The sequence below is a fragment of the Candidatus Poriferisocius sp. genome, assembly GCF_965219815.1.
Taxonomy (GTDB): Bacteria; Actinomycetota; Acidimicrobiia; order Acidimicrobiales; family Bin134; genus Poriferisocius.
Map to the genome: position 1 here is coordinate 623815 of NZ_OZ244791.1, position 21722 is coordinate 645536.

A 21722-nucleotide genomic window follows, 5' to 3' on the forward strand; every position below is an offset into this window, starting at 1 on the left:
AGGGGGGTAAAGCCGCTTACCAGCGGTAATGGGCGAAGGCCCGGTTCGACTCTGCCATCTTGTGCAAGTCGTCGCGCCGCTTCACCGACGCACCCAGGCCATTGGAGGCATCCAGGATTTCGTTGGCCAACCGATCCATCATCGTGCGCTCACGCCGCTCTCGGGCGTGGTTGACGATCCAGCGGATGGCCAGGGTGTTCGCCCGTCGAGGGCGAACGTCCACGGGGACTTGATAGGTGGCGCCGCCGACTCGACGGCTGCGCACCTCGAGTTGGGGGCGCACGTTGTCTACGGCTCGCTTCAGGGTGCCCAGCGGCTCGGCGCTGGTCTTCTGCTCCACGATGTCGAGTGCGCCATACACAATTCGCTCTGCGGTGGAGCGCTTGCCCCGTTGCAGGATCTTGTTGACGAACTGGGTGACGAGCAAAGAGTCATAGACCGGGTCGTTGGGAAGATCGCGTCGCCCCGCCGGGCCCTTGCGCGGCATGACTAGGCCTCTCCCTCAGTGCCGCAGGAATCGCCGAACATCTTATGCGTCCTTCTTGGCGCCGTAGCGGCTGCGGGCCTGTCGGCGGTCGGTGACTCCCGACGTGTCGAGGGTGCCGCGGATGATCTTGTAGCGGACACCGGGCAGGTCGCGAACTCGACCGCCGCGCACCAGCACGATGGAGTGCTCCTGGAGGTTGTGCCCCTCTCCGGGGATGTAAGCGGTGACCTCCATTCCGCTGGTCAAGCGGACGCGGGCCACTCGCCGGAGTGCGGAGTTCGGCTTTTTCGGGGTTGTTGTGTAAACCCGGGTGCAAACCCCCCGTCGCTGGGGCGCGCCTTTGAGAGCCGGCGTCTTCTCCTTGCGGAATTTGGACTGGCGACCTTTGCGCACCAGCTGCTGAATCGTGGGCACAGCACTTCCTAGGGCTGATTGGAACAAGATTGATGGCGCAGCAAAGGCCGCGCTCTAAGTTTAAGTCTAGGTGCCTATGTTCCCCATCGGCAACACGTCGGCTCCCTCGGCGTCGGCCGATGCGGCCCACTGGGCAAACTGATCTGCCAGGTCAACATCGTCGTCAGCGGAGGTGTAGTACTCCATCGGGGTGTAATCGGGAGCGTGGGTGGCGATCTCTCGGTACATCTCCATGCCGGTCCCGGCGGGGATCAGCTTGCCGATGATGATGTTCTCCTTGAGGCCGATGAGACCGTCTTGACGAGACTCGATGGCTGCCTCGGTCAGCACTCGAGTGGTTTCCTGGAACGACGCGGCCGATAGCCAGGAGTCGGTGGCCAGGGAGGCCTTGGTGATCCCCATCAGCTCAGGCCGCCCCTCAGCGGGGCGCTTGCCCTCTTGGGCCAGGGTGCGATTCACGTTGGTGAACACCTGGGAGTCCACCCGCTCGCCGGGCAGGAAATCGGAGTCTCCCGGTTCCTGGATGGCCACTCGACGGGTCATCTGGCGGACGATCAGCTCGATGTGCTTGTCGTGGATGGAAACGCCTTGGTCCCGGTACACCCGCTGTACCTCGTCTACCAGGTATTGCTGGGTTTCCCGCACCCCGCGGATCTCGAGGAGCTCCTTGGGGTCGCGCGGCCCGTCGGCTTGGGCGACCGGATCGCCGGCCGACACTTCTTGGCCCTCGACCACCGCTAGCTTCCAGGCCGGGTCGATCACGACGGACCACTCGGCGCCGTCGTCGCCCACCACGGCCAGCCGGCTGGCCCTGCCGTCCTCCTCGTTGATGCGGACCACGCCGGAAATCCGGGTCAGCTCGGCCTTGCCCTTGGGCGTACGGGCCTCGAACAGCTCCACAACTCGGGGCAGACCGCCGGCGATGTCCTTGCCGGCCACCCCGCCGGTGTGGAAGGTCCGCATGGTCAACTGGGTTCCCGGCTCGCCGATGGACTGTGCGGCGATCACGCCGACGGCCTCGCCCACCTCGATCTGTTGACCGGTGGCCAAGGAGAGTCCGTAGGAGGCGCGGCTGATCCCCACCTCGGAGTCATCGGTGAGGGGGGACATCACTCGGACCCTCGTCACCGTGGGATCGTCGCGAAGTCGGGCCATCTCCTCGTCGCCGACGATGGTGCCCTGCTCCAGCACGGTGCCGTCGTCCAGGGTCACGTCATCAGCCAGCGTGCGGCTGAACAGGCGGGTTTCCAAGTAGGTGCGCTTGCCTGGCTGGTCGGGCATGACGTCCTCGATCCAGATGCCGCGAATCGGCCCTCCGGATTCGATCGGATCGCGCTCGTTGATGATGACCTCTTGGGCGACATCGACCAGTCGGCGAGTGAGATAGCCGGAGTCAGCGGTGCGCAGCGCGGTGTCCACCAAGCCCTTTCGGGCACCAGGAGTGGCGATGAAGTATTCGAGCATCGCCAGGCCCTCGCGGAAGTTGCTCTTGATGGGACGGGGGATCATGTCGCCACGGGGGTTGGCCACGAGGCCCCGCATGCCCGCAATCTGGCGGACCTGCATCATGTTGCCCCGGGCGCCGGATCCCACCATCATGTCGATGGGGTTGAACTTCTCAGACTGGAGCACCGCCTCCATGCGCTGACGCACCATCTCGGTGGCCTCAGTCCAGATCTCAACCTCTTTCTGGCGGCGCTCACCGTCGGTGATGATGCCCCGTCGGAACTGGTTTTCGACCTTGTCGGCTTCCTTCTCGTAGCGGTCCAGGATGTTCTTCTTGTCGTGGGGGACCTTGATGTCGTCCACCGACACGGTGAGCCCAGACTGGCTGGCGTACTCGAAGCTCAGGTTCTTCAGAGCATCGAGGCTGCGGGCCACAACTTCCTTGGCGTACTGCTGGGCCAGCTTGTCCACGATGGTGGTGATGTCCCGCTTGGTAGCCACCCGGTTCACATAGGGGAAGTCGTCGGGCAGCGTGCTGTTGAACAGCGCCCGGCCCACCGTGGTGGGCGTGTAGGTGGCGGCATCGCCGTTGGCCGGGGTTTCCACCAGCTCGGGGATGCGGTACTCGATGCGGGCGTGAAGCGCGACCTCGCCGCCTTCGTAGGCCCGCTCGATCTGGTGCTGGTGGCGGAATACCCGCCCCTCGCCCAGCGCGCCCTCCACTTCCTCAGTGAGGTAGTAGGCCCCGATGATCATGTCCTGGCCGGGCGTGACCAGAGGACGACCGTGAGCGGGGCTCAGCACGTTGTTGGCCGAGAGCATCAGCACTCGGGCCTCGGCTTGGGCCTGGGCCGACAGCGGCAGGTGAACTGCCATCTGGTCGCCGTCGAAGTCGGCGTTGAAGGCGGTACACACCAGCGGGTGGATCTGAATGGCCTTGCCTTCCACCAGCACGGGCTCGAACGCCTGGATGCCGAGGCGGTGCAGGGTGGGGGCTCGGTTCAGCAGCACTGGATGCTCTTGGATGACCTCGTCGAGCACGTCCCACACCTGGGGACGGCGGCGCTCAACCATCCGCTTGGCCGACTTGATGTTCTGGGCCAAGTCTTCTTCTACCAGCTTCTTCATGACGAAGGGCTTGAACAGCTCCAAGGCCATGAGCTTGGGCAGGCCGCACTGGTGCAGCTTGAGGGTGGGGCCGACCACGATGACCGAACGGCCGGAGTAGTCAACCCGCTTGCCCAAGAGGTTCTGGCGAAAGCGGCCCTGCTTGCCCTTGAGCATGTCTGACAGCGACTTGAGGGGCCGGTTGCCCGGACCGGTCACTGGACGTCCCCGCCGGCCGTTGTCGAACAGGGCGTCGACGGCCTCCTGGAGCATCCGCTTTTCGTTGTTGACGATGATCTCGGGGGCCCCGAGGTCGAGCAGGCGCTTGAGCCGGTTGTTCCGGTTGATGACCCGCCGGTAGAGGTCGTTCAGGTCTGAGGTGGCGAAGCGGCCGCCGTCCAGCTGCACCATGGGGCGCAGTTCGGGGGGGATGACGGGGACGGCGTCCAGGATCATGGCCCGGGGGTCGTTGATGCGCCGGCCGTGTTGGTCGCGCCGATTGAACGCCGACACGATCTTCAACCGCTTGATGGCCTTCTGCTCGCGCTGCTGGGACAGCTTCTTCTGGCCCTCGGGGGGGTCGAGCTGCTCCCGGAGCTTGCGCTCCTCCTCGTCGAGATCGACGCTTTCAATCAGGGTGGCGATGACCGCCGCACCCATGCCGCCGGAGAACAGCTCGCCGTAGCGTTCCTCCATCTCCCGCCACAGTTCTTCGTCCTCGATGATCTTGCGGGGGAACAGGCTGGAGAACTCCTCGAAAGCCCGCTCGACCATCTCGATTTCCTCGGCGTACTCCTCTTCCAGGGCTAGCAGGTCTTTCTCGGCCGCCTTCTGCCGCTTGTCCAGATCCCTGGCATCGGAGGTCTCCACCTCGGCGAGCTCGGCCTCCAGCTCGGCCATGCGCTCATCGCGCCGCTCTTGATGCTCCTCGCGGATGGCCTCGATCTCCTCGTGCATTTCCCGCTCGAGTTCGGGAAGCCGCTTGTGGCGCTCCTCCTCGTCCACCTCGGTAACCAAGTTGGCCGCGAAGTAGATGACTTTCTCGAGCTGCTTGGCCTTCAACTCCTCCTTGGGCTCGGTGCCCATGAGCAGATAGGCCAACCACGACCTCGTACCCCGCAGATACCAGATGTGTACCGCGGGAGCGGCGAGCTCGATGTGGCCCATCCGATCCCGGCGCACCTTGGAGCGGGTCACCTCCACGCCGCACCGCTCGCAGATGATGCCCTTGAAGCGGATGCGCTTGTACTTGCCGCAGTAGCACTCCCAGTCCTTGGTGGGCCCGAAGATCTTCTCGCAGAACAGGCCGTCCTTTTCGGGGCGAAGCGTGCGGTAGTTGATGGTCTCGGGCTTCTTCACCTCACCGTTGGACCACGTTCGAATGGCATCGGCGGTGGCCAGCCCGATGGAGAGCTGGTCGAATGCGTTGACGTCCAACATCTAGAAGCTCCTCCCAATGACGCGGCGCTCGTCTTCGTCGTCAGATCCCCGCTCGGGGCGTGAGATGTCGATGCCCAACTCCTCGGAGGTGCGGAAGGCATCGTCGTCCAGCTCGGTGATCTCCACCTGCTGGCCGGCGGTGTCCCTGACCTCCACGTTCAGGCACAGGGCCTGCATTTCCTTGATGAGCACTTTGAAGCTCTCCGGAATGCCCGGCTCGGGGATGTTGTCGCCCTTGACTATGGCCTCGTACACCCGCACTCGGCCGAGGACGTCGTCGGACTTGATGGTGAGCAGCTCTTGGAGGCAGTAGGCCGCGCCATAGGCCTCCAGCGCCCAGACTTCCATCTCGCCGAAGCGCTGGCCGCCGAATTGGGCCTTGCCGCCCAGCGGCTGCTGGGTGATCATCGAATACGGGCCGGTGGAGCGAGCATGGATCTTGTCGTCCACCAAGTGGGCCAGTTTCAGTATGTACATGTAGCCGACCATGATCCGGTTGTCGTAGGGCTCGCCGGTGCGGCCGTTGTAGAGCATGGCCTTGCCGTCTTCGCCTATCAGGCGTTCGCCATCGGTGGTCTCGGGCTTGATGCTGGCCAGTAGCTGCTGGATGGTGGGGTGCTGGCCAGAGTGTCCGGCCTCGTCCCAATGGGCGCCGTCGAACACCGGAGTGGAGACCAGCGTGGACGCCCGGGTGGTGGGACGGGTCTTGCGGCCGTCGCCCCGCTCGGGCTCGTGGCCCACGGTGCCGTTGATGTCCCAGCCCCAGCGGGCGGCGTAGCCCAAGTGGGCTTCCAGCACCTGGCCCACGTTCATCCTGGAGGGAACTCCCAACGGGTTCAGGATGATGTCCACCGGGGTTCCATCGGCGAGATGGGGCATGTCCTCCATCGGGAGGATCTTGGAGATGACGCCCTTGTTGCCGTGCCGTCCGGCCAGCTTGTCGCCCACCGAGATCTTCCGCTTCTGGGCCACGTACACCCGAACCAGTTGGTTCACTCCGGGAGGCAGCTCATCGCCGGCGAACCGGTTGAACTTCTTGACGTCGATGACCTTGCCGTTCTCCCCGTGGGGGACCTTGAGGCTGGTGTCTCGCACCTCTCGGGCCTTCTCGCCGAAGATGGCCCGCAACAGGCGCTCTTCAGGGGTCAGCTCGGTCTCGCCCTTGGGGGTGACCTTGCCCACGAGCACATCGCCGGGACCGACCTCGGCACCGGGGCGGATGATCCCCTCCTCGTCGAGGTCGGCCAGGATCTCCTCCGACAGATTGGGGATGTCGCGGGTGATCTCCTCGGGGCCGAGCTTGGTGTCGCGGGCATCGATCTCGTGCTCGTGGATGTGGATGGAGGTGAGCACGTCGTCGCGCACCAGCCGGTCGCTCAGGATGATCGCATCCTCGAAGTTGTAGCCCTCCCAGGCCATGAAGGCCACCAGCAGGTTCTTGCCCAGGGCCATCTCGCCGTGGTCGGTGGACGGGCCGTCGGCCAGGATGTCGCCTTTGCGGAACCGGCCGCCCACCTGCAACAGCGCCTTTTGGTTGATGCAGGTGTCCTGGTTGGACCGCTCGAACTTCATGAGCTTGTAGGTGGTGGAACCGGAGTTCTTGTAGTCGACCGTGATGCTGTTGCCGGCGATATCGGTGAGAGTGCCGTCTTCTTTGGCGATGATCATGTCGGCTGCGTCGCGGGCGGCCTTGCCCTCGATGCCGGTTCCCACATACGGCGCCTCGGGCCGGACCAGAGGAACGGCCTGGCGCTGCATGTTGGCGCCCATGAGGGCGCGGTTGGCGTCGTCGTGCTCGAGGAAGGGGATGAGCGCGGTGGCGACCGAGACGATCTGCTTGGGGGAGACGTCCATGAGCTGGACCTCGTCGGGGGGCACCGAGGAAATCTCGGTGGTGGCCCCGAAGAACACCTCCTGCTCCAGCTGGGCCTGCAAGCCCTTCATGGTGGCCGCTTGGGGAGAACGCCGAACCAGCACCCGGTCGTTCACAAACCGGTTCTGGCTGTCGAGGGGGGCGTTGGCTTGGGCCACCACATACTCCTCCTCGTCATCGGCGGCCAGCCAGATGATGTCGTCGGTGACTTGGCCGTTGACCACCTTGCGGTAGGGGGACTCGATGAACCCGAATTCGTTGACCCGGCCATAGGAGGCCAGGGCGCCGATCAAACCGATGTTGGGGCCCTCGGGAGTCTCAATGGGGCACATCCGGCCGTAGTGGGAGAAGTGGACATCGCGCACTTCGAACCCGGCCCGCTCCCGAGACAGGCCGCCCGGGCCCAGCGCCGAGAGACGGCGGCGATGGGTGAGACCCGATAGCGGGTTCACCTGGTCCATGAACTGGGAGAGCTGGCTGGTGCCGAAGAACTCCTTGATGGCCGCGGCCACCGGGCGGTTGTTGATGAGGGACGTGGGGGTGATGGCCTCCACGTCTTGAGTGGTCATGCGCTCGCGCACCACTCGCTCCATGCGGGACAGGCCGATGCGCACTTGGTTCTGGATCAGCTCGCCCACCGAGCGGATGCGGCGATTGGCGAAGTGGTCCTGGTCGTCGAGGCGGTAGCCCGGCTCGAACTTCACCAGGTGCAGGAGGTAGGTGCAGGTGGCCAGCACCTCGGCGGGGGAGAGCACCGGCTGGTCGGCCTCAGGACGCTCGAGCGTCAGGCCGAACAGCTCTTCAATGCGGTCCAGCTCGGGACCCAGTTTGCGGTCGAGCTTGTAGCGGCCCACTCGGGACAGGTCATAGCGGCGGCTCTCGAAGAAGGCATTGCGGAAGTAATTGCGGGCTGCCTCCACCGATTGGGGCTCGCCGGGACGGGCCCGCTTGTAGATCTCCAGGAGGGCGTCGTCTTGGGTGACGTGCTGGTGCTTGTCGCTCTCCCACTGGTCGGCCAAGAAGTCGAAGTGGGCCACGAAGCGATCCAGGAAGCCGGGAGCGCCCTCCTCGTCGTATCCCAAGGCCCGCAGCAGCGTGAACAGGCTCATGCGGCGCTTGCGGGCCACCCGGGCGCCGGCCGTGGGGTTGCGGCCCGGCTTGTGCTCGACGTCGAACTCGATCCACTCGCCCCGGTAGGGGTGGATGGTGCCGGTGACGAGCTGATGCTTGCTCAGGTTGCGAAGCCGGAACCGCTCGCCGGGCTGGAAGATCACGCCGGGGGAGCGCACGAGCTGGGAGACCACCACCCGCTCGGTGCCGTTGACGATGAACGTGCCCTTGTCGGTCATCACCGGGAAGTCGCCCAAGAACACGATCTGCTCGATGATCTCGCCGGTGTTGCGGTTGGAGAACCGGGCCTGCACCAGGATGGGTGCCGAGTAGGTCATGTCCTTCTCTTTGCACTCTTCCACCGTGGTGCCCCAGCGGGGGCCGGGGTTCAGGTCTTCATCGTCGGGGTCGAACTCCAACTCGAGCTGAAGGGTCTCCGAGAAGTCTTTGATGGGGCTGATGTCGCGGAAGGCATCGGCCAAGCCCTGCCGGATGAACCATTGGAATGAGTCCTTCTGAACCGCGATGAGATCGGGCAGGGGAAGAACATCCTCCAGGTTTCCGAAGGAGTAGCGGTCGCGGGTCGCCGTTCGGGGGGCCAAGGTGAGCTCCTGAGGTGGTGTGGTGGATGGGCAACGCCGGTATGCTGCCTGAATCCCTGAACGTCAACGGGACGACGGAATCCCGTAAACGCGGCCGCGTCAAAGGAGAAGGCGTGGCCGGGGAGACGAGCGAGCGGGTATCAAGGAATGATACGCGGCGCGGGCATGGTTTACAAGCCAAGCCCGACATGATTTTTGCTGGTGACTGGGCTGTTGGCGAGCTACTTGAGCTCGACAGCCCCACCTGCGGCTTCGATGAGCTCCTTGGCCTTTTCGGCATCCTCCTTGGAGGCCTTTTCCAAGACGGGCTTGGGGGCGTTGTCCACCAGCTCTTTGGCGTCTTTGAGGCCCAGGTTGGTGAGGGTGCGCACCTCTTTGATGACCTGGATCTTCTTTTCGCCCGCGCTGGTCAGGACCACGTCGAATTCGTTCTGCTCCTCAGCAGCGCCTCCGCCGTCTCCGCCGTCGGCGGCGCCCGGGGCCATCATCATGGGCATGGCTGCGGCAGGGGCCGCCGCCTCTACGTTGAAGCGCTCTTTGAAGGCTTCTTTGAGCTCGGAGAGCTCGAGCACGGTCATGGACCCGATGGAGTCCAGAATCTCGTCAACTTTGGACATGGCTGTTTCTCATTCCTTTGTCAGTGGTTAGTGGTTATCGATTGTTTGCGCTGGCGTGATTGAGCGGGGTCATGCGGCGGCGCCGCCCTTTTCGCTCAGCGACTCCAGCAGCCCGGCCGTCTCGACCAGCGGAGCGTCCAGGAGGCCGGCCATCTCCACCAGCGGGGCTTCCAGCAGCCCGGCCATCTCGATCATGGGGGCTTCCAGCAGCCCGACGATCTCAGCCAGAATCTCGTCTCGAGTGCCCAGTTTGGACAGGGCGCTCACCTCGTCGGATGAGAGCACCTGACCGTCGAGCACCCCTCCCTTGATCGACAGGAAGCTGGAGTCTTTGGCGTACTGGCACAGGGCCTTGGCCAACGACACCGCGTCGCCGGGGGTGCCGTCTTCCCGGTTGCCGACGAAGGCCAGCGCAGTGGGGCCCACCAGCATCTCGTCCAGGTCGAGGTTCAGCTCACGGGCCGCGAAGCGGGTGAGGGTGTTCTTGTACACCTTGTATTCGCCGCCGGCCTCGCGCAGCTGGCGGCGCAGATCAGCCAAGGCCGGCACGTCGAGGCCGCGGTAGTCGGTGAGGACCACCGCCTCGGTGGAGGAGATGCGGTCGCGCACCTCGTCCACAACGGCTACTTTCTCGGGGCGGGGATTTTCCATCAGATTGCTGAACCTTCCGCAAAAACCAGCAATGGGGCGCCGCTAACGTGCGAACGCCCCACGAGTTTCGGGAGGGTTCACCTCGTCAGGTTGGCCAACGACTCGGTGGGAACCGAGTGTCAGCCGATTAAGCGGTGCGGGGCACTGCGCCTGATGTCTGCGGCAAATCGATTATTTGTGAGCGACAAAAGGTACCAAATCAGTTGCTGGCGCCCAAGTCGGCGGGATCCAGCCGGACGCTGGGTCCCATGGTGGAGGAGATGGCGACCTTGCGGATATAGCGGCCCTTGAGGGCTGCGGGCTTGGCCCGGTTGATCTCCTCCATGACGGCGCGGATGTTGGCCACCAGCGCATCGGCCTCGAAGCTGACCTTGCCCACCGGAACGTGGACGTTGCCCTGGCGGTCGGTGCGGTATTCCACCTTGCCGCTCTTGAACTCACCCACTGCTTTGGCCACGTCGTCGGTAACCGTGCCGGTTTTCGGGTTGGGCATCAGCCCTCGGGGGCCCAAGACCTTTCCGAGCTTGCCCACCACCGGCATCATGTCGGGAGTGGCGATGGCCACGTCGAAGTCCATCTTGCCGGCCTGTACTTCCTCGGCGAGGTCGTCGGCGCCCACCACATCGGCACCGGCCTCGCTGGCCTGCGCAGCCGCTTCGCCCTGGGCGAACACCGCCACCCGGACGTCGGTGCCAGTTCCCGAGGGCAGGCTGACCGTGCCCCGGATCATTTGCTCGGCCTTGCGGGGATCCACCCCCAAACGGGTGGCGAGCTCCAAAGTCTCGTCGAATTTTGCCGCGGCCAAGCTCTTCACCAGCTCGACGCCCTCTTGGGCGGTGTGCGGGTGTTGCTTGTCGTAGCGCTGGGCGGCATCGCTGTACCGCTTGCCATTCTTCGCCATTTCGGCTCCCTTTCCTACTCCACCGTGATGCCCATGCTGCGAGCGGTTCCGGCCACTTGCAGCTTGGCTTGCTCGAGGTCGTCGGTGTTGAGGTCGGGCATCTTGACCTTGGCGATCTCCGCACACTGGGCGTCGGTGATGGTGCCGACCAATTCGCGGCCCGGCTCCATTGATCCCTTCTCCAGACTGGCCGCCTCGCGAATCAAAAACGAGGTGGGCGGGGTCTTGGTTATGAAGGTGAACGTCCGGTCTTCGTAGATGGTGATCTCCACCGGGATGATCTGGCCCCGCTTGTCCTCGGTCTTGGCGTTGTAGTCCCGGCAGAAGTCCATGATGGCCACGCCGTGAGGGCCGAGCGCAGTGCCCACCGGGGGTGCCGGGGTGGCCTGGCCGGCCGGAATCTGGATTTTGATGGTGGTGGCTACCTTCTTTTGAGCCATGACTGTGCCCCTTCTGGCTAGGTCGTCTTGCTGTTTGGCGACTTGAGAGAGCTTGAATCTTCTTACAATTTGGCCACTTGGGAGAACTCAAGCTCGACGGGGGTCTCCCGGCCGAAGATGTTGACCAACACCTTCACCTTGAGCTGGTCCTCGTTGATCTCGGCCACCTCACCGGAGAAGTCGGCGAAGGGACCTTCTTTGACCCGGATGGTCTCGCCCACCTCGTAGAGAAGGCGGGGCTTGGTGCGGCGGACAGTCTGCTCGCCGTCGGTCTTGACTTGGAGGAAGTTCTCCACGTCCTTGCGCTTGAGGGCGGAGGGCTTGCTGCCCCGGCGACCGTGGCCCACAAAACCGGTCACGCCGGGAGTGTTGCGGATCACTTCCCAAGAGATGTCGTTCATCTCGGCTCGGACCAGCAGATAGCCGGGGAACATCTTCTTCTTGGTGGTGACCTTCTTGCCGGCTTTGAACTCCACTACGTCTTCCATGGGGATGACGGTTTCGTGGATGTGGCTCTCCATGTCCATGGTCTTGCGGCGGGCTTCGATATTCTGCTGGACCTTGTTCTCATAGCCCGACTGGGTGTGGACCACGTACCACTTCCCGGGCATGTCGTAGGGGCTGATGGTTTCGACTTCTTCTTCGGCCTTCTCATAGACCAGGTCTTCGGCGTCGATTACCTCGGCCGCATCTTCTGGCGGGGCAGCGTCGTCAAGAAGGCTGTCGCCAACTGGGTCGGGGACCTCAGGCTCGGGCTGGGCGCCCGGCCCGGTGGGCAGCAATGCGGCCGCGGCCTCAGCGGCGTCGACCGGCGTGGCGGCGTCGACCGTCTCGGATTCCGAGTCGGGCTCATCGACGGTGGTGGTGGGGAAGAGGTCAGTCATTTCGGTTTCGTCTACCTCGGGACTCATCGATCGAACAATTTCAGAATGGCTTCGCTGAAGCCCCAGTCGAGCAGGCCGATGGCCGTGGTGAGCAGCACCAACACCACCAGCACCACGATGGAGTAGTTGACGACTTCCTCGCGCCGGGGCCACGACACCTTGCGGAGCTCACCGCGCACCTCGCGCAGGAACTGGGCCGGTCCTACCCGCTCTTCGCCGGGGCGGGGCTGATTGCGAGGCTGGCGGCGGTCGCGGACCGGGGTGCCTTCCTCGTCGACAAAGCCCTGCTTCTTGGCCATCCTCTTCTGTTGTCGGTTCAGGTCGGTCATGCTGACTCCAGTGCACCCGGCACTAGGGAGACGGGCTTGTTTGCGCAGGGCAGGAGGGACTCGAACCCCCAACCGCCGGTTTTGGAGACCGGTGCTCTACCAATTGAGCCACTGCCCTTCGTTCGTTAGGGGCAAGACAAGGCTACAGCGCCGATAGGAGCCATCCCAATACAAAATCACGCAGCCCGCTCGACTATCGACGGACTCGACGGCGGAAGAGGACGGTGATCACCGCCAGAGTGGTTGCAGCCAGGAAGCGCCGGATGAGTTGTCGGCGCCGGTCGTACTGGTCGAGCCGGGCCATGACCTTCCACACCAGGGTGGGGGGTGCCTCGGTGGGAGGGCGGTGGTCAAAGGACCGGGTGGCGTCATTGGTCATGAGGCCGCCTCGTTGTGGTCTTCTTGATTTACAGGTGCAGCTTGATTAGTGCCCAACCCGTCGGTGCGTTGCAGCACGGCACGAAGCCGCTGTCGGGCCCGATGGAGTCGGACCTTGGCCGCGGAGGTGGTGATGCCCAACTCTTCGGCGATCTCGCTGTGAGAGAGGTCGTGCAGATCACGCAGCACCACCACTTGGCGCAGCCGCTCGGGCAGAGCCCGGATGGCCCGGTCGATGTGGTGGCGAAGAACGGCGGCCTCGGCCCGCAGGCTCGGATCTTGCTCGGGCCGCAGATCGACGATGGGGACGTCGTCGCTCAGTTCCTCAGTGCGCTGGCGGGTTCGGCGGCTCAAATGAGTGGACGCGCAGTTGCTGGTGATGCGGTACATCCAGGTGGAGAAACTGGAGTCGCCCCGAAAGCGGCGGATCGCCCGGTAGGCCCGGACGTAGGCGTCTTGCACCACATCAGCGGCGTCGTCTCGATTGCCGGTGAGCCGGTAGGCCAGGGCGTAGATGTCTCGGTAGGTGGACCGGACCAGTTCGTTGAACGCATCGCGGTCGCCCCGGCGGGCGGCGTCCACTAGTTCGGCGTCGTCGGGGGTGTGTTCCCGAGATGCTGCGGGTTCGATAGAGCCACCCTATCGCTGGCCCGCAGCGGGGCGAAAGGGTGGGTGGTAGCGGCGGCCAGACTCGAACTGGCGACCTCTCGATTATGAGTCGAGCGCTCTTACCGACTGAGCTACGCCGCCCCGGGGCCCTTCAGCGGCTGGATGCCGCCCAAATGGCCCTGAGCCTCCTGAGAGAATCGAACTCTCGACCTTTTCCTTACCATGGAAACGCTCTGCCGACTGAGCTAAGGAGGCGGGCTGGGAACTCTATCCCTTTGCGACGCCAATATTGCCACTCTGTGCCAGGGGCGGGAAAGCCAGAATTGGGAGGTGACGAACGGTACGGTGCAGCCGGTGGCGATTCGAGCAGCGAGGCTGTCTGATGCCGAGGGCATTCGGGAGATCGTCAACTACGAGATCCTCAACGGGACCAGCATTTTCGAGTTGGAGCCTCGAACCGTGGCTGCCCAGCGCACCTGGCTGCAAGACCGCAGCGGGGTTCACGCGGTGCTGGTAGCCACGCCGGATGACGACGACGACACCGTGCTGGGTTTCTCGTCGCTATCGCCCTTCCATACCCGACCGGCCTACAACACCACGGTGGAGAACTCGGTGTATGTCCACCAGGACCATCGCGGCAAAGGCATCGGCCGAGCGCTTTTGGTTGAGATAATCGGACTGGCCCAAACCCACGGGTTCCACACCGTGATCGCCCGAATATCGGGGGGAAACGAGGCATCGGTCGCCGTCCACCGCTCCGTTGGATTCGAAATAGCCGGTACCGAGCGCGAAGTAGGCCGCAAATTCGGCCGGTGGATAGACGTAACCGTGATGCAGCTCATGCTGCAAGACTGGAAGATCTGACCTAGCTAGAATTTGTAACGGTCTAGTGCCCGATCAGGCAGCGATCAGTTGTTCAGCGGGCGGCGGGTGGGTTGTGGGGCTAGGCCGGGGCGGGGGTTTGAGGCGATACCGGCCGTTGACGGTGTCGTGTTCGATGGTGTGGCCGTGTTTGTGGACTTTCTTGTGGCAGCGGGGGCACAGCAGCACCAGGTTGGTGATGTCGGTGGGCCCGTTTTGGTCCCACGGCAGGATGTTGTGGGCGTCGCACACCTGAGGCCTGAGGCCGCAGCCCACACAGCCCCCGTCTCTTTTGTACAGGGCCAGTTTTTGGGCTTTGGTTGGCGCTCTTTGGGCCTTGCCCACGTAGAGGGGCTGCCCGTCGGCGGCGAAGATCATGGGGATGATGTCGGCTTCGCAGGCGATGCGGCGGAGCTCGTCTAGGTCGATGGGGGTGCCGTCGATGAGACCTGCGTTCTTCAGTCCTCCTTCGATGGCGTCGTAGTCGGCGGTGACCACCAGAACGGTCTTCTGCGGGCGGATCCCGCAATCCGATCCGCCCGCTGCGGGCTCGGCGTTGTCGGCCGGCTGTTGGGTGATGAGCGCCACCAGCGCGTCGGCGTTGCGCTGCTCGAAGGTGCGGATCGGGTCGAAGGCGATGTCGTCGCCGAGCATCTTGGCGTTCATGGCGCCGAGGGCCACCTTGACTCGGTCGCCGGACACCTGGTCGAGCTCGGCGTGCAAAACGACCATGCCGCCGGTGCCGTCGAACACCTTGGCGGATCGGCGGGCCTGCTGGCGCTCGGCCCGGCTCATCCCGTCGTCGGCGCGGCGCTGGTCTTCGCGAGCGGCGACAGTCTTCTTGAATTCGTCATGGCCCTGCCAGCCACCCAGATTCAACAGCTCTTGTTGATCTTGTTCGCTCATCGGGGCGCGCTTGTGCGACTCAGACACCATCCCGGCCTGATCCGCCGAAATGCGACCATCCTGGACCGCACCGAGAATCTGGGGCATGGCCGCGACGCCCTGGGCGGTCTTGGCCAGCTGGCGGGCCCGATACGCGCTGATCCCGAATTGGTGGCACACCGTGGCAGCCGCACCCGGCCCCTCCAGCTCGCCGTATCGGACAACCAGCCCTACCAGATACCCCTCAGCCCGGCGGCGCAGCAGATCGACCTCGCCCATCAACCCCAGCAACTCCGAAGCACCCGCCTCAGAGAAATCCGGAAACTCGAAACCCCCACCAACACTGGAATCAGCGCTGCTTGTGCTGGGATTCAATGTAAATTCCATAAATGAAATTATACCGACCCCAGTGACACAATTTTCCTTGAAATAGATCAGATAAGTTGAGAAAGCGAGCACACGCTGCCAAGGAAGGCTGGCGGTGTCTCGTTGATGTCCGGGCGTTCTCGCGCTACCCCTCAGGCATCATTCCCCGCCCGGTGGGCGGATCGTTTTGATCCATCCCCGGGCGGGTGTTTTTTGTTATGCGCACCATTGTGCTGATCGACGGCCAGAACCTTTTTCACCTTGCCAAGCGTGCATGGGCGCCCGCCGATGTGAGTTCTTCATCTTGGTCGCGGTGACTCGTTAGGCCACCTGTCCTTGCTGGGCGGTGACTGTCTCGTAGATGCCTCTGGCTAGGCCGGCGAAGACTATTTCTTGGAAGTCGGGGTCGTTGAGGCAGCGTTTGACGATGTCGTCGTTGTCGGCCATGCGGTCGATCATCAGCTTCGGCAGTTCTTGGCGGATGGCGAGGTCGAACTTCTCGAAGGGGTTGGCCTCGGCGATCTGGCTGATGTTCTCGTTGTTAACCCCGTCTTCTTGTATCTGCTCGAAGAACAGTCGGTCTGAATCGTCAAAGGCCGTGCCGAATCGGTCATTGAGGTTGGCGATGATCTCTGAGAGCGGAGCCTCGTCCTCCTCGGTGCGGCCGGTGCCTACTTCAGTTGGACTCCTGACCGTTGTGCCCTCGTCGTCGAGGTCGATAGCCCCGGTGGAGACATGCTGTAGGCGGTAGTACTCCAACTCAACCTCATCTTCGAGGCGCAACTGTTCCATCATGTCGTCGCGGAGGCTGGGCAGCAGCCTTCTGGCGAATGCTGCGAGTTGTTCAAGATCGCTGTCGGCATACGGGATGATCTGGCTGATGAACGCGTAGAGCCGGACGAACGCTCCGAGCCGGTCGCGGAACCTGGCCTGCTCGTCCTCTTCGAGGTGCCTGAACCGGTCAACGGCGGGCTGAAGTTCCAACACCAACCGCGCGTGGTCGCCGTCTTGGCGTTTGTCGAATGGCTGGAAGTACACCTGGGCGAACCGCTCCACTTCGTCGTGGTGGTACACCTGCATCTCATCGAGTTCGTACTTGAGTCCGTCGAGCAGGATCGGGTCTGATTGGGCTTCGAGCTGGGTCTGGTCGTAGTAGGGGGCGAAGGCCGCACCAATGTCCTGGGGATCGTTGACGAAATCCAACACGAACGGGTCACTCTTGCCGGGCGCGACCCGGTTGAGGCGCGAAAGCGTTTGCACGGCCTGGACCCCATCGAGGCGCTTGTCGACGTACATCGCCTGCAACAACGGCTGGTCGAAACCGGTCTGGTACTTCTCGGCCACGAGGAGAATCTGGTAGTCGGGCGAGTCGAAGCGGGCTGGCAGCGCCGACTCGCTGATCGGCTTGCCGCTCACAATGTCGGTGTTCATTCCGGGCTCGGTGAAATCCTCGCCGGTGTCGGGGTCGGTGACGGTGCCGCTGAACGCGACCAGCGGGCGAATGTCGGTGTATCCCTTTTGACTGATGTACTCCTCGAAGGCCCGCATGTAGCGCACAGCGTGGAGCCGCGACGACGTGACCACCATCGCCTTGGCCTTGCCGCCCATCCGGTGCCTGACGTTGGCGCGGAAGTGCTCGATGATGACCTCGGTCTTCTGGGCGAGGTTGTGGGGATGGATCGACGCGTACTTGCTGAGGGCCCTGGCCGCGCGGCGCTCTGGGTACTCGGGGTCATCGGCGGCATTCCTGGCGATCCTGTAATAGGTGTCGTAGTCGGTGTAGTTGCGCAGCACATCGAGGATGAAACCCTCCTCGATCGCCTGGCGCATGCTGTAAACGTGGAAAGCCTCGGGATTTCCGCTAGTTCCGAGCCGTCCGAACAGTTCAATGGTCTTGCCCTTGGGGGTGGCAGTGAACGCGAAGAACGACAGGTTTGGCTGCGGGCCGCGGGACTCCACTACAGCGTTTAGCCCATCCTCCCAGTCCTCAACGCTCTCCGAAGCTGCCCGTGAACGCTCTCCCAGAATTGCTTTCATGTTGCGGGCACTCTCCCCGGTCTGACTGGAATGCGCCTCGTCCACGATCACCGCATAACGCCGCCCAGCGATCTTCTGTCTCCACTCCTCTGCCTGGAACTGCTCATCTCGATTGGGTTCATCGGGAGAGCCAGCCTCGGCTATGGACAACAGGCCCTGCATGACGAACGGGAACTTCTGCAAGGTGGTAATAACGATCTTCGTCCCGTCCACAAGAGCCTGGGCCAGCTGCTTTGAGTCCTCGTCGATTGCCTTGACGACACCCTGGGCGTGCTCTATTTGGTAGATGGCGTCTTGAAGCTGTCGGTCGAGGACCCGACGATCCGTGATGACCAAAATGCAGTCGAACACCTTGTCGTCGGTGTCAGTGTGGAGGCTCGCCAGCCGATGCGACAGCCACGAGATGCTGTTGGTCTTCCCGCTGCCCGCCGAGTGCTGGATCAGGTAGTTGTTCCCAGCCCCTTCTACTCGAGCCGTCTCCACCAGGCTGTCCACCGAGTCGAGTTGGTGGTAGCGGGGGAACACCAACGTCTCCCGCCTCACCGTGCGCGCACCTCCATCCTTGTCGTAGACCTTCTCGTCACGGCGCTCCATGAACATGTAATGGCCCAAGATGTCCAGGAAACGGTCGCGTTCAAGAACCTCCTGCCAGAAGTAGCCGCTGCGGTAGCCCGACGGATGCTCCGGGTTGCCCGCCCCGCACCTGATATCGCCGGGGGCGCTGCCTCGGTTGAACGGCAAGAACCGGGTCTTGTTCCCTGCTAGCCGCGTGGCCATGTGAACCTCGTCGGTGTCAGCGGCGAAATGCACCAGGGCACGCTTGGAAAACTTGAACACGGGAGCGTTGGGGTCGCGATCCTCTTTGTACTGGCGGATGGCATTACGCCAAGTCTGGTTCGTCATGGGGTTCTTGAGTTCGCAGGTGGCCACCGGCACGCCGTTTAGAGCGAACAACAAATCGATGGTGTCGCCCTTGCCAGGATGGCATCGGACCTGACGCGTCACCGTGAGCTCATTCAGTCCGAACTGCGCCATGGCATCAGGGTTGAGCTTGTTGGCCGGCTTGAAGAACGCCATCTGCAACGTCTTGCCCTGGAACTTGAAGCCCTGGCGCAGCACCCCAAGAGTCCCCTTGATGTCAAGCTGCTTGGCCAACTGGTCCACAACCATCTCATCCAGGCTCTCGCCGTACTGAGCAGCCAACTGGTCCCACAGTTCGGGCTGAGCAACCCGTAGGAACGCGACCACCCGAGCAGGGAACACAGCCCGCTCCACATCCCACTCGCCAACATCGCCTTTGTGCCAGCCACCCTTGACCAGCATTGACTCCACAGTCGACTCAAACGCTTTCTCATCCGTCTGGCTGGTCACGCTGCGCTGTCCCCTGTCCCGACCGGCTTGAAGTTTCTGACATCGATCTGGCCGGTCACTGCAGAAGCGACAAGTGCCGTCCGATACTCCTGCAACCTTTCGATTACAGCTTCAACCCGTGAGGTCAAGTTGTCGATACGGTCTGTTTGATGGTCCAAGAACGCAGCGATGGCCTGCTGTTCTTTGATGGGTGGTAGAGGTATAAGTAGGTGTTTGAGTTCGCTGCTGTAGATGTGCATAACGGTCACCCCTCGTCCCATACACGCCTTCTGATAGGTGGCGGAAGGTGAATCTGTCGCGTAGCCGAAGAAGGTCGCGTCGGCATCAGTAGATGGCCGAAATCCGATTACGTCGCCTCCACAGTAGGCAGGGCCTTGGATGAGATTGACTGCTGATTTGCCTATTTCTTCTATTGTCTCTCCTGATCCGGCAAAGAGAATATCCCCGTACTTCAACGGTCTGTACTTGTCAGTGCTCGCATCAGCGATGCCAGCTCGACTGTGTTCAATCAGATATTGATGCTGTGTATAGAGGTCTCCATAGCGGATGCAGGGAACGCCGCCCTCAATTTCGTCTTCTTTTGTGCCTCCACCGCCCTTGAAAAATGAGCCAAGACGACCAAGTTGCATCACGTCCCAGTGTTCTGGCACGTCTCCCAGCCATTTCACCTCTGAGTCCTTTATACGCAGTGATTGGACGACTCCTTCGGTGTCGGTGATTTCTGCCAGCAACCTGGCGATCTCATCTTCGAAGGTTTGGAGGTCGGCTTCGATCTCATTCAGCGGTCGGGGCGGTTCGTATATAAAGAAATGACGGTTGAGGGGGATCGCATAGCCAATTTTGGTCTTCGTGTGGTCCACCCATGCGTCAGGGACGTGGGGCAGCACTTCGCGGGTCATGTAGTCGCGTATGTCTTCGAACAGCCGGACGGTTTCTGTATCGCGTAGCTCTGTGTCTGGTTCGGGGTCGCCGTTTCTGTCTCTACAGATCGCGGCGTTGGGGTCGCGTTCGCTCAACGTGGAGAGGATGGCCTTGCGTTCCGGTGCTGCCAGCTTCACCCCGGTGGCCCTTGTTGTGCTGTCAAGGGCTATGAGGAACGCGTCGCGGTCAGAGAACACTTCACCGTCTGTCTCGTCCGCGACTGCTTCCACCAGGGCTCGGATCAACATTTGGCGTTTCTTGCCTGCGGCTATCTCAGCGTCGTGCTGCGGTCCTGCTCGTTTCTTGCTGGTGGCAAGGTTGATGAACGCCTTTTCGTCTTCCAGTCGGGCGATGCGTTCGGGGGTGGCGGCGAAGTTCAACCGCAGTGGTCGCTCTACGGTGATTTTCTGGTAACCGAAGTCGTTGTTGTCGAAAATCTTGCTGACGGCGCGAGAGCGGGTGCGGGATTGGTGGGTCACGGGGTCTTCGTCTGTGAAGTCGCGAGCCTCACCGTCGATGAAGTTGCCGTGAATCGTGGTGAGGTCGTCAATTTGGGCTGGGGAGAGTTCGTTGCGCTTGTTGCCCAGGCTTTTGCGCATCTTCACGAAGAATTGGCGACCGTCGATGAGTTGCACCTTGCCCTTGCGGTGCTGCTCTTTGCGGTTGGTCAGAATCCAGATGTAGGTGGCGATGCCGGTGTTGTAGAACATCTGGTCGGGCAGGGCCACGATCGCTTCCAGCCAGTCGTTCTCGATGATCCACCGTCGGATGTCGCTCTCACCGCTTCCCGCGTCCCCGGTGAACAGCGGTGACCCGTTGAACACAATGGCGACACGGCTGCCGCCCCCACCGTCCTCGCTGACAGGCTGCATTTTGGACAGCATGTGCTGAAGGAACAGCAGCGACCCGTCATTGATCCTCGGTGTGCCGGCGCCAAAGCGCCCGTCGTATCCGAGTGTGTCGTGCTCACGTTCGATGACTTGACGCTGCTGCTTCCACTCCACTCCGAAAGGGGGATTGGCGAGCATGTAGTCGAACGTCCAGGGCTTCCCGTCGGAGTGCCGTTGAAAACCGTCGCTGGTGAATGTGTCCCCGCGAATGATGTTGTCTGCGTCCTGGCCTTTGAGCAGTATGTCGGATTTGCACACGGCCCAGGCTTCGTCGTTGTAGTCCTGCCCGTACAGGATCGGGCGCGACTCCCGGTTGTGCTCCAGCAGGTACTCCTCAGCCACCGACAGCATCCCGCCTGTTCCGCAAGCAGGGTCGTAGATCGTCTTGACGACATGGCTCTTGCCCAAGTCGCGCTCAGGTGACAGCAGCAGGCTGACCATCAGCCGGATCACCTCTCGCGGTGTGAAGTGCTCTCCCGCTTCCTCGTTGGACTGCTCAGCCCCGATGCGGATGAGCTCTTCGAACACGTAACCCATCTGCATGTTGTCGACCCGCTCCACCGACAGGTCCACTCCGGCGAATGCCTTGACCACTTCGTAAAGCAGATTCTTCTCGTCCATGCGGGCAATGTGATCGGCGAACCCGAACCGTTCGATGACCTCCCGGACGTTCTCCGAGAAGCCGCCTATGTAGGAGTTGAGGTTCTGAGCCAACAGATTCGGGTCGTCCAGCAGCCTGTCGAAATCCAGCTTCGACGTGTTGTAGAACGGAAGCCCCGAGGCCGCCTCCAAGAGCTGCTCGCGGACAGTGTCCGGCTGGCCAGCGTGCTGTTGGTGGGCGTCGAGCACCGCCTCCTTGGTATCCGCGAGAACACAGTCGAACCGCCGCAGCACCGTCAACGGCAAGATCACCTTCCGGTACTCGTTGCGCTTGTACGGCCCCCGCAGCAGGTTGCAAATCTTCCAAATGAAATTTGCTAACTGCTGATGCGTGCTGGCATTCACAGTGCTCTACCTCCCAATCCGTGGATTCGCGCCATGAGCATGGACCACGTTGCACACCATACGCCGCCGCATTGTCACCCTTGCTCCTTAGGCTGTGC

At 62.7% G+C, this 21722-nt stretch carries 16 protein-coding genes and 3 tRNA genes; 1 reads left to right on the forward strand and 18 read right to left on the reverse strand.

Translation table 11 applies throughout. The annotated features are described in order from the left end of the window. Nucleotides 1-16 precede the first annotated feature (16 nt). The 15 genes from rpsG to ACOQPI_RS03175 form a co-directional block, all read right to left on the reverse strand. Entirely contained in the window at nucleotides 17-487 is a 471-nt protein-coding gene (rpsG, locus tag ACOQPI_RS03105; RefSeq protein ID WP_420618239.1) for a 30S ribosomal protein S7, read from the reverse strand. A gap of 42 nt (nucleotides 488-529) precedes the next feature. Next, complete coding sequence (gene rpsL, locus ACOQPI_RS03110) at nucleotides 530-901, reverse strand: 30S ribosomal protein S12 (protein WP_420618240.1); 372 nt, start codon at nucleotides 899-901, stop codon at nucleotides 530-532. Between the two features lie 66 nt (nucleotides 902-967). Continuing rightward, nucleotides 968-4894 (reverse strand): DNA-directed RNA polymerase subunit beta', encoded by a 3927-nt coding sequence (locus tag ACOQPI_RS03115; RefSeq protein WP_420618241.1) that lies wholly within the window; start codon nucleotides 4892-4894, stop codon nucleotides 968-970. Then, on the reverse strand, nucleotides 4895-8479 hold the full coding sequence (locus ACOQPI_RS03120; protein ID WP_420618242.1) for a DNA-directed RNA polymerase subunit beta: 3585 nt from the start codon (nucleotides 8477-8479) through the stop codon (nucleotides 4895-4897). A gap of 221 nt (nucleotides 8480-8700) precedes the next feature. Further along, nucleotides 8701-9096, reverse strand: a complete 396-nt coding sequence (rplL, locus tag ACOQPI_RS03125; protein WP_420618243.1) for a 50S ribosomal protein L7/L12 — start codon at nucleotides 9094-9096, stop codon at nucleotides 8701-8703. Nucleotides 9097-9165: 69 nt separating this feature from the next. Continuing rightward, on the reverse strand, nucleotides 9166-9747 hold the full coding sequence (rplJ, locus tag ACOQPI_RS03130; RefSeq protein ID WP_420618244.1) for a 50S ribosomal protein L10: 582 nt from the start codon (nucleotides 9745-9747) through the stop codon (nucleotides 9166-9168). Between the two features lie 199 nt (nucleotides 9748-9946). Next, the gene (rplA, locus tag ACOQPI_RS03135; protein WP_420618245.1) at nucleotides 9947-10648 is read right to left on the reverse strand and encodes a 50S ribosomal protein L1; all 702 of its coding nucleotides are present in this window, start codon (nucleotides 10646-10648) and stop codon (nucleotides 9947-9949) included. Nucleotides 10649-10662: 14 nt separating this feature from the next. Beyond that, complete coding sequence (gene rplK / locus ACOQPI_RS03140; protein WP_420618246.1) at nucleotides 10663-11088, reverse strand: 50S ribosomal protein L11; 426 nt, start codon at nucleotides 11086-11088, stop codon at nucleotides 10663-10665. A gap of 62 nt (nucleotides 11089-11150) precedes the next feature. Next, nucleotides 11151-11972: a transcription termination/antitermination protein NusG gene (gene nusG / locus ACOQPI_RS03145; protein WP_420618247.1), complete on the reverse strand. Its 822-nt coding sequence runs from the start codon at nucleotides 11970-11972 to the stop codon at nucleotides 11151-11153. Between the two features lie 23 nt (nucleotides 11973-11995). Next, on the reverse strand, nucleotides 11996-12301 hold the full coding sequence (gene secE, locus ACOQPI_RS03150; protein ID WP_420618248.1) for a preprotein translocase subunit SecE: 306 nt from the start codon (nucleotides 12299-12301) through the stop codon (nucleotides 11996-11998). Between the two features lie 45 nt (nucleotides 12302-12346). Next, nucleotides 12347-12419: transfer RNA gene (locus tag ACOQPI_RS03155), tRNA-Trp, on the reverse strand. Nucleotides 12420-12494: 75 nt separating this feature from the next. Next, nucleotides 12495-12680 carry a hypothetical protein gene (locus ACOQPI_RS03160; protein ID WP_420618249.1) on the reverse strand — a complete coding sequence of 62 codons (186 nt, stop codon included), beginning with the start codon at nucleotides 12678-12680 and terminating at the stop codon, nucleotides 12495-12497. Continuing rightward, nucleotides 12677-13261 (reverse strand): RNA polymerase sigma factor, encoded by a 585-nt coding sequence (locus tag ACOQPI_RS03165; RefSeq protein WP_420618250.1) that lies wholly within the window; start codon nucleotides 13259-13261, stop codon nucleotides 12677-12679. The genes ACOQPI_RS03160 and ACOQPI_RS03165 overlap by 4 nt, the downstream gene beginning before the upstream one ends. 91 nt (nucleotides 13262-13352) lie before the next feature. Next, nucleotides 13353-13429, reverse strand: a tRNA-Met gene (locus ACOQPI_RS03170). Nucleotides 13430-13470: 41 nt separating this feature from the next. Continuing rightward, a tRNA-Thr gene (locus ACOQPI_RS03175) sits at nucleotides 13471-13543 on the reverse strand. 75 nt (nucleotides 13544-13618) lie between these two features. On the opposite strand from ACOQPI_RS03175, the gene ACOQPI_RS03180 reads away from it, so the two are divergent. Further along, entirely contained in the window at nucleotides 13619-14152 is a 534-nt protein-coding gene (locus tag ACOQPI_RS03180) for a GNAT family N-acetyltransferase (protein ID WP_420618251.1), read from the forward strand. A 33-nt stretch (nucleotides 14153-14185) separates the two neighbouring features. Here the strand turns inward: ACOQPI_RS03180 and ACOQPI_RS03185 are convergent, their stop codons facing one another. From ACOQPI_RS03185 to ACOQPI_RS03195, 3 genes are all read right to left on the reverse strand, one after another. Next, nucleotides 14186-15421: a DUF222 domain-containing protein gene (locus tag ACOQPI_RS03185; protein WP_420618252.1), complete on the reverse strand. Its 1236-nt coding sequence runs from the start codon at nucleotides 15419-15421 to the stop codon at nucleotides 14186-14188. A gap of 300 nt (nucleotides 15422-15721) precedes the next feature. Next, the gene (locus ACOQPI_RS03190; protein ID WP_420618253.1) at nucleotides 15722-18808 is read right to left on the reverse strand and encodes a type I restriction endonuclease subunit R; all 3087 of its coding nucleotides are present in this window, start codon (nucleotides 18806-18808) and stop codon (nucleotides 15722-15724) included. Beyond that, entirely contained in the window at nucleotides 18805-21624 is a 2820-nt protein-coding gene (locus ACOQPI_RS03195; protein ID WP_420618254.1) for an N-6 DNA methylase, read from the reverse strand. Before ACOQPI_RS03195 ends, ACOQPI_RS03190 begins: the two co-directional genes overlap by 4 nt. Nucleotides 21625-21722: the final 98 nt, after the last annotated feature.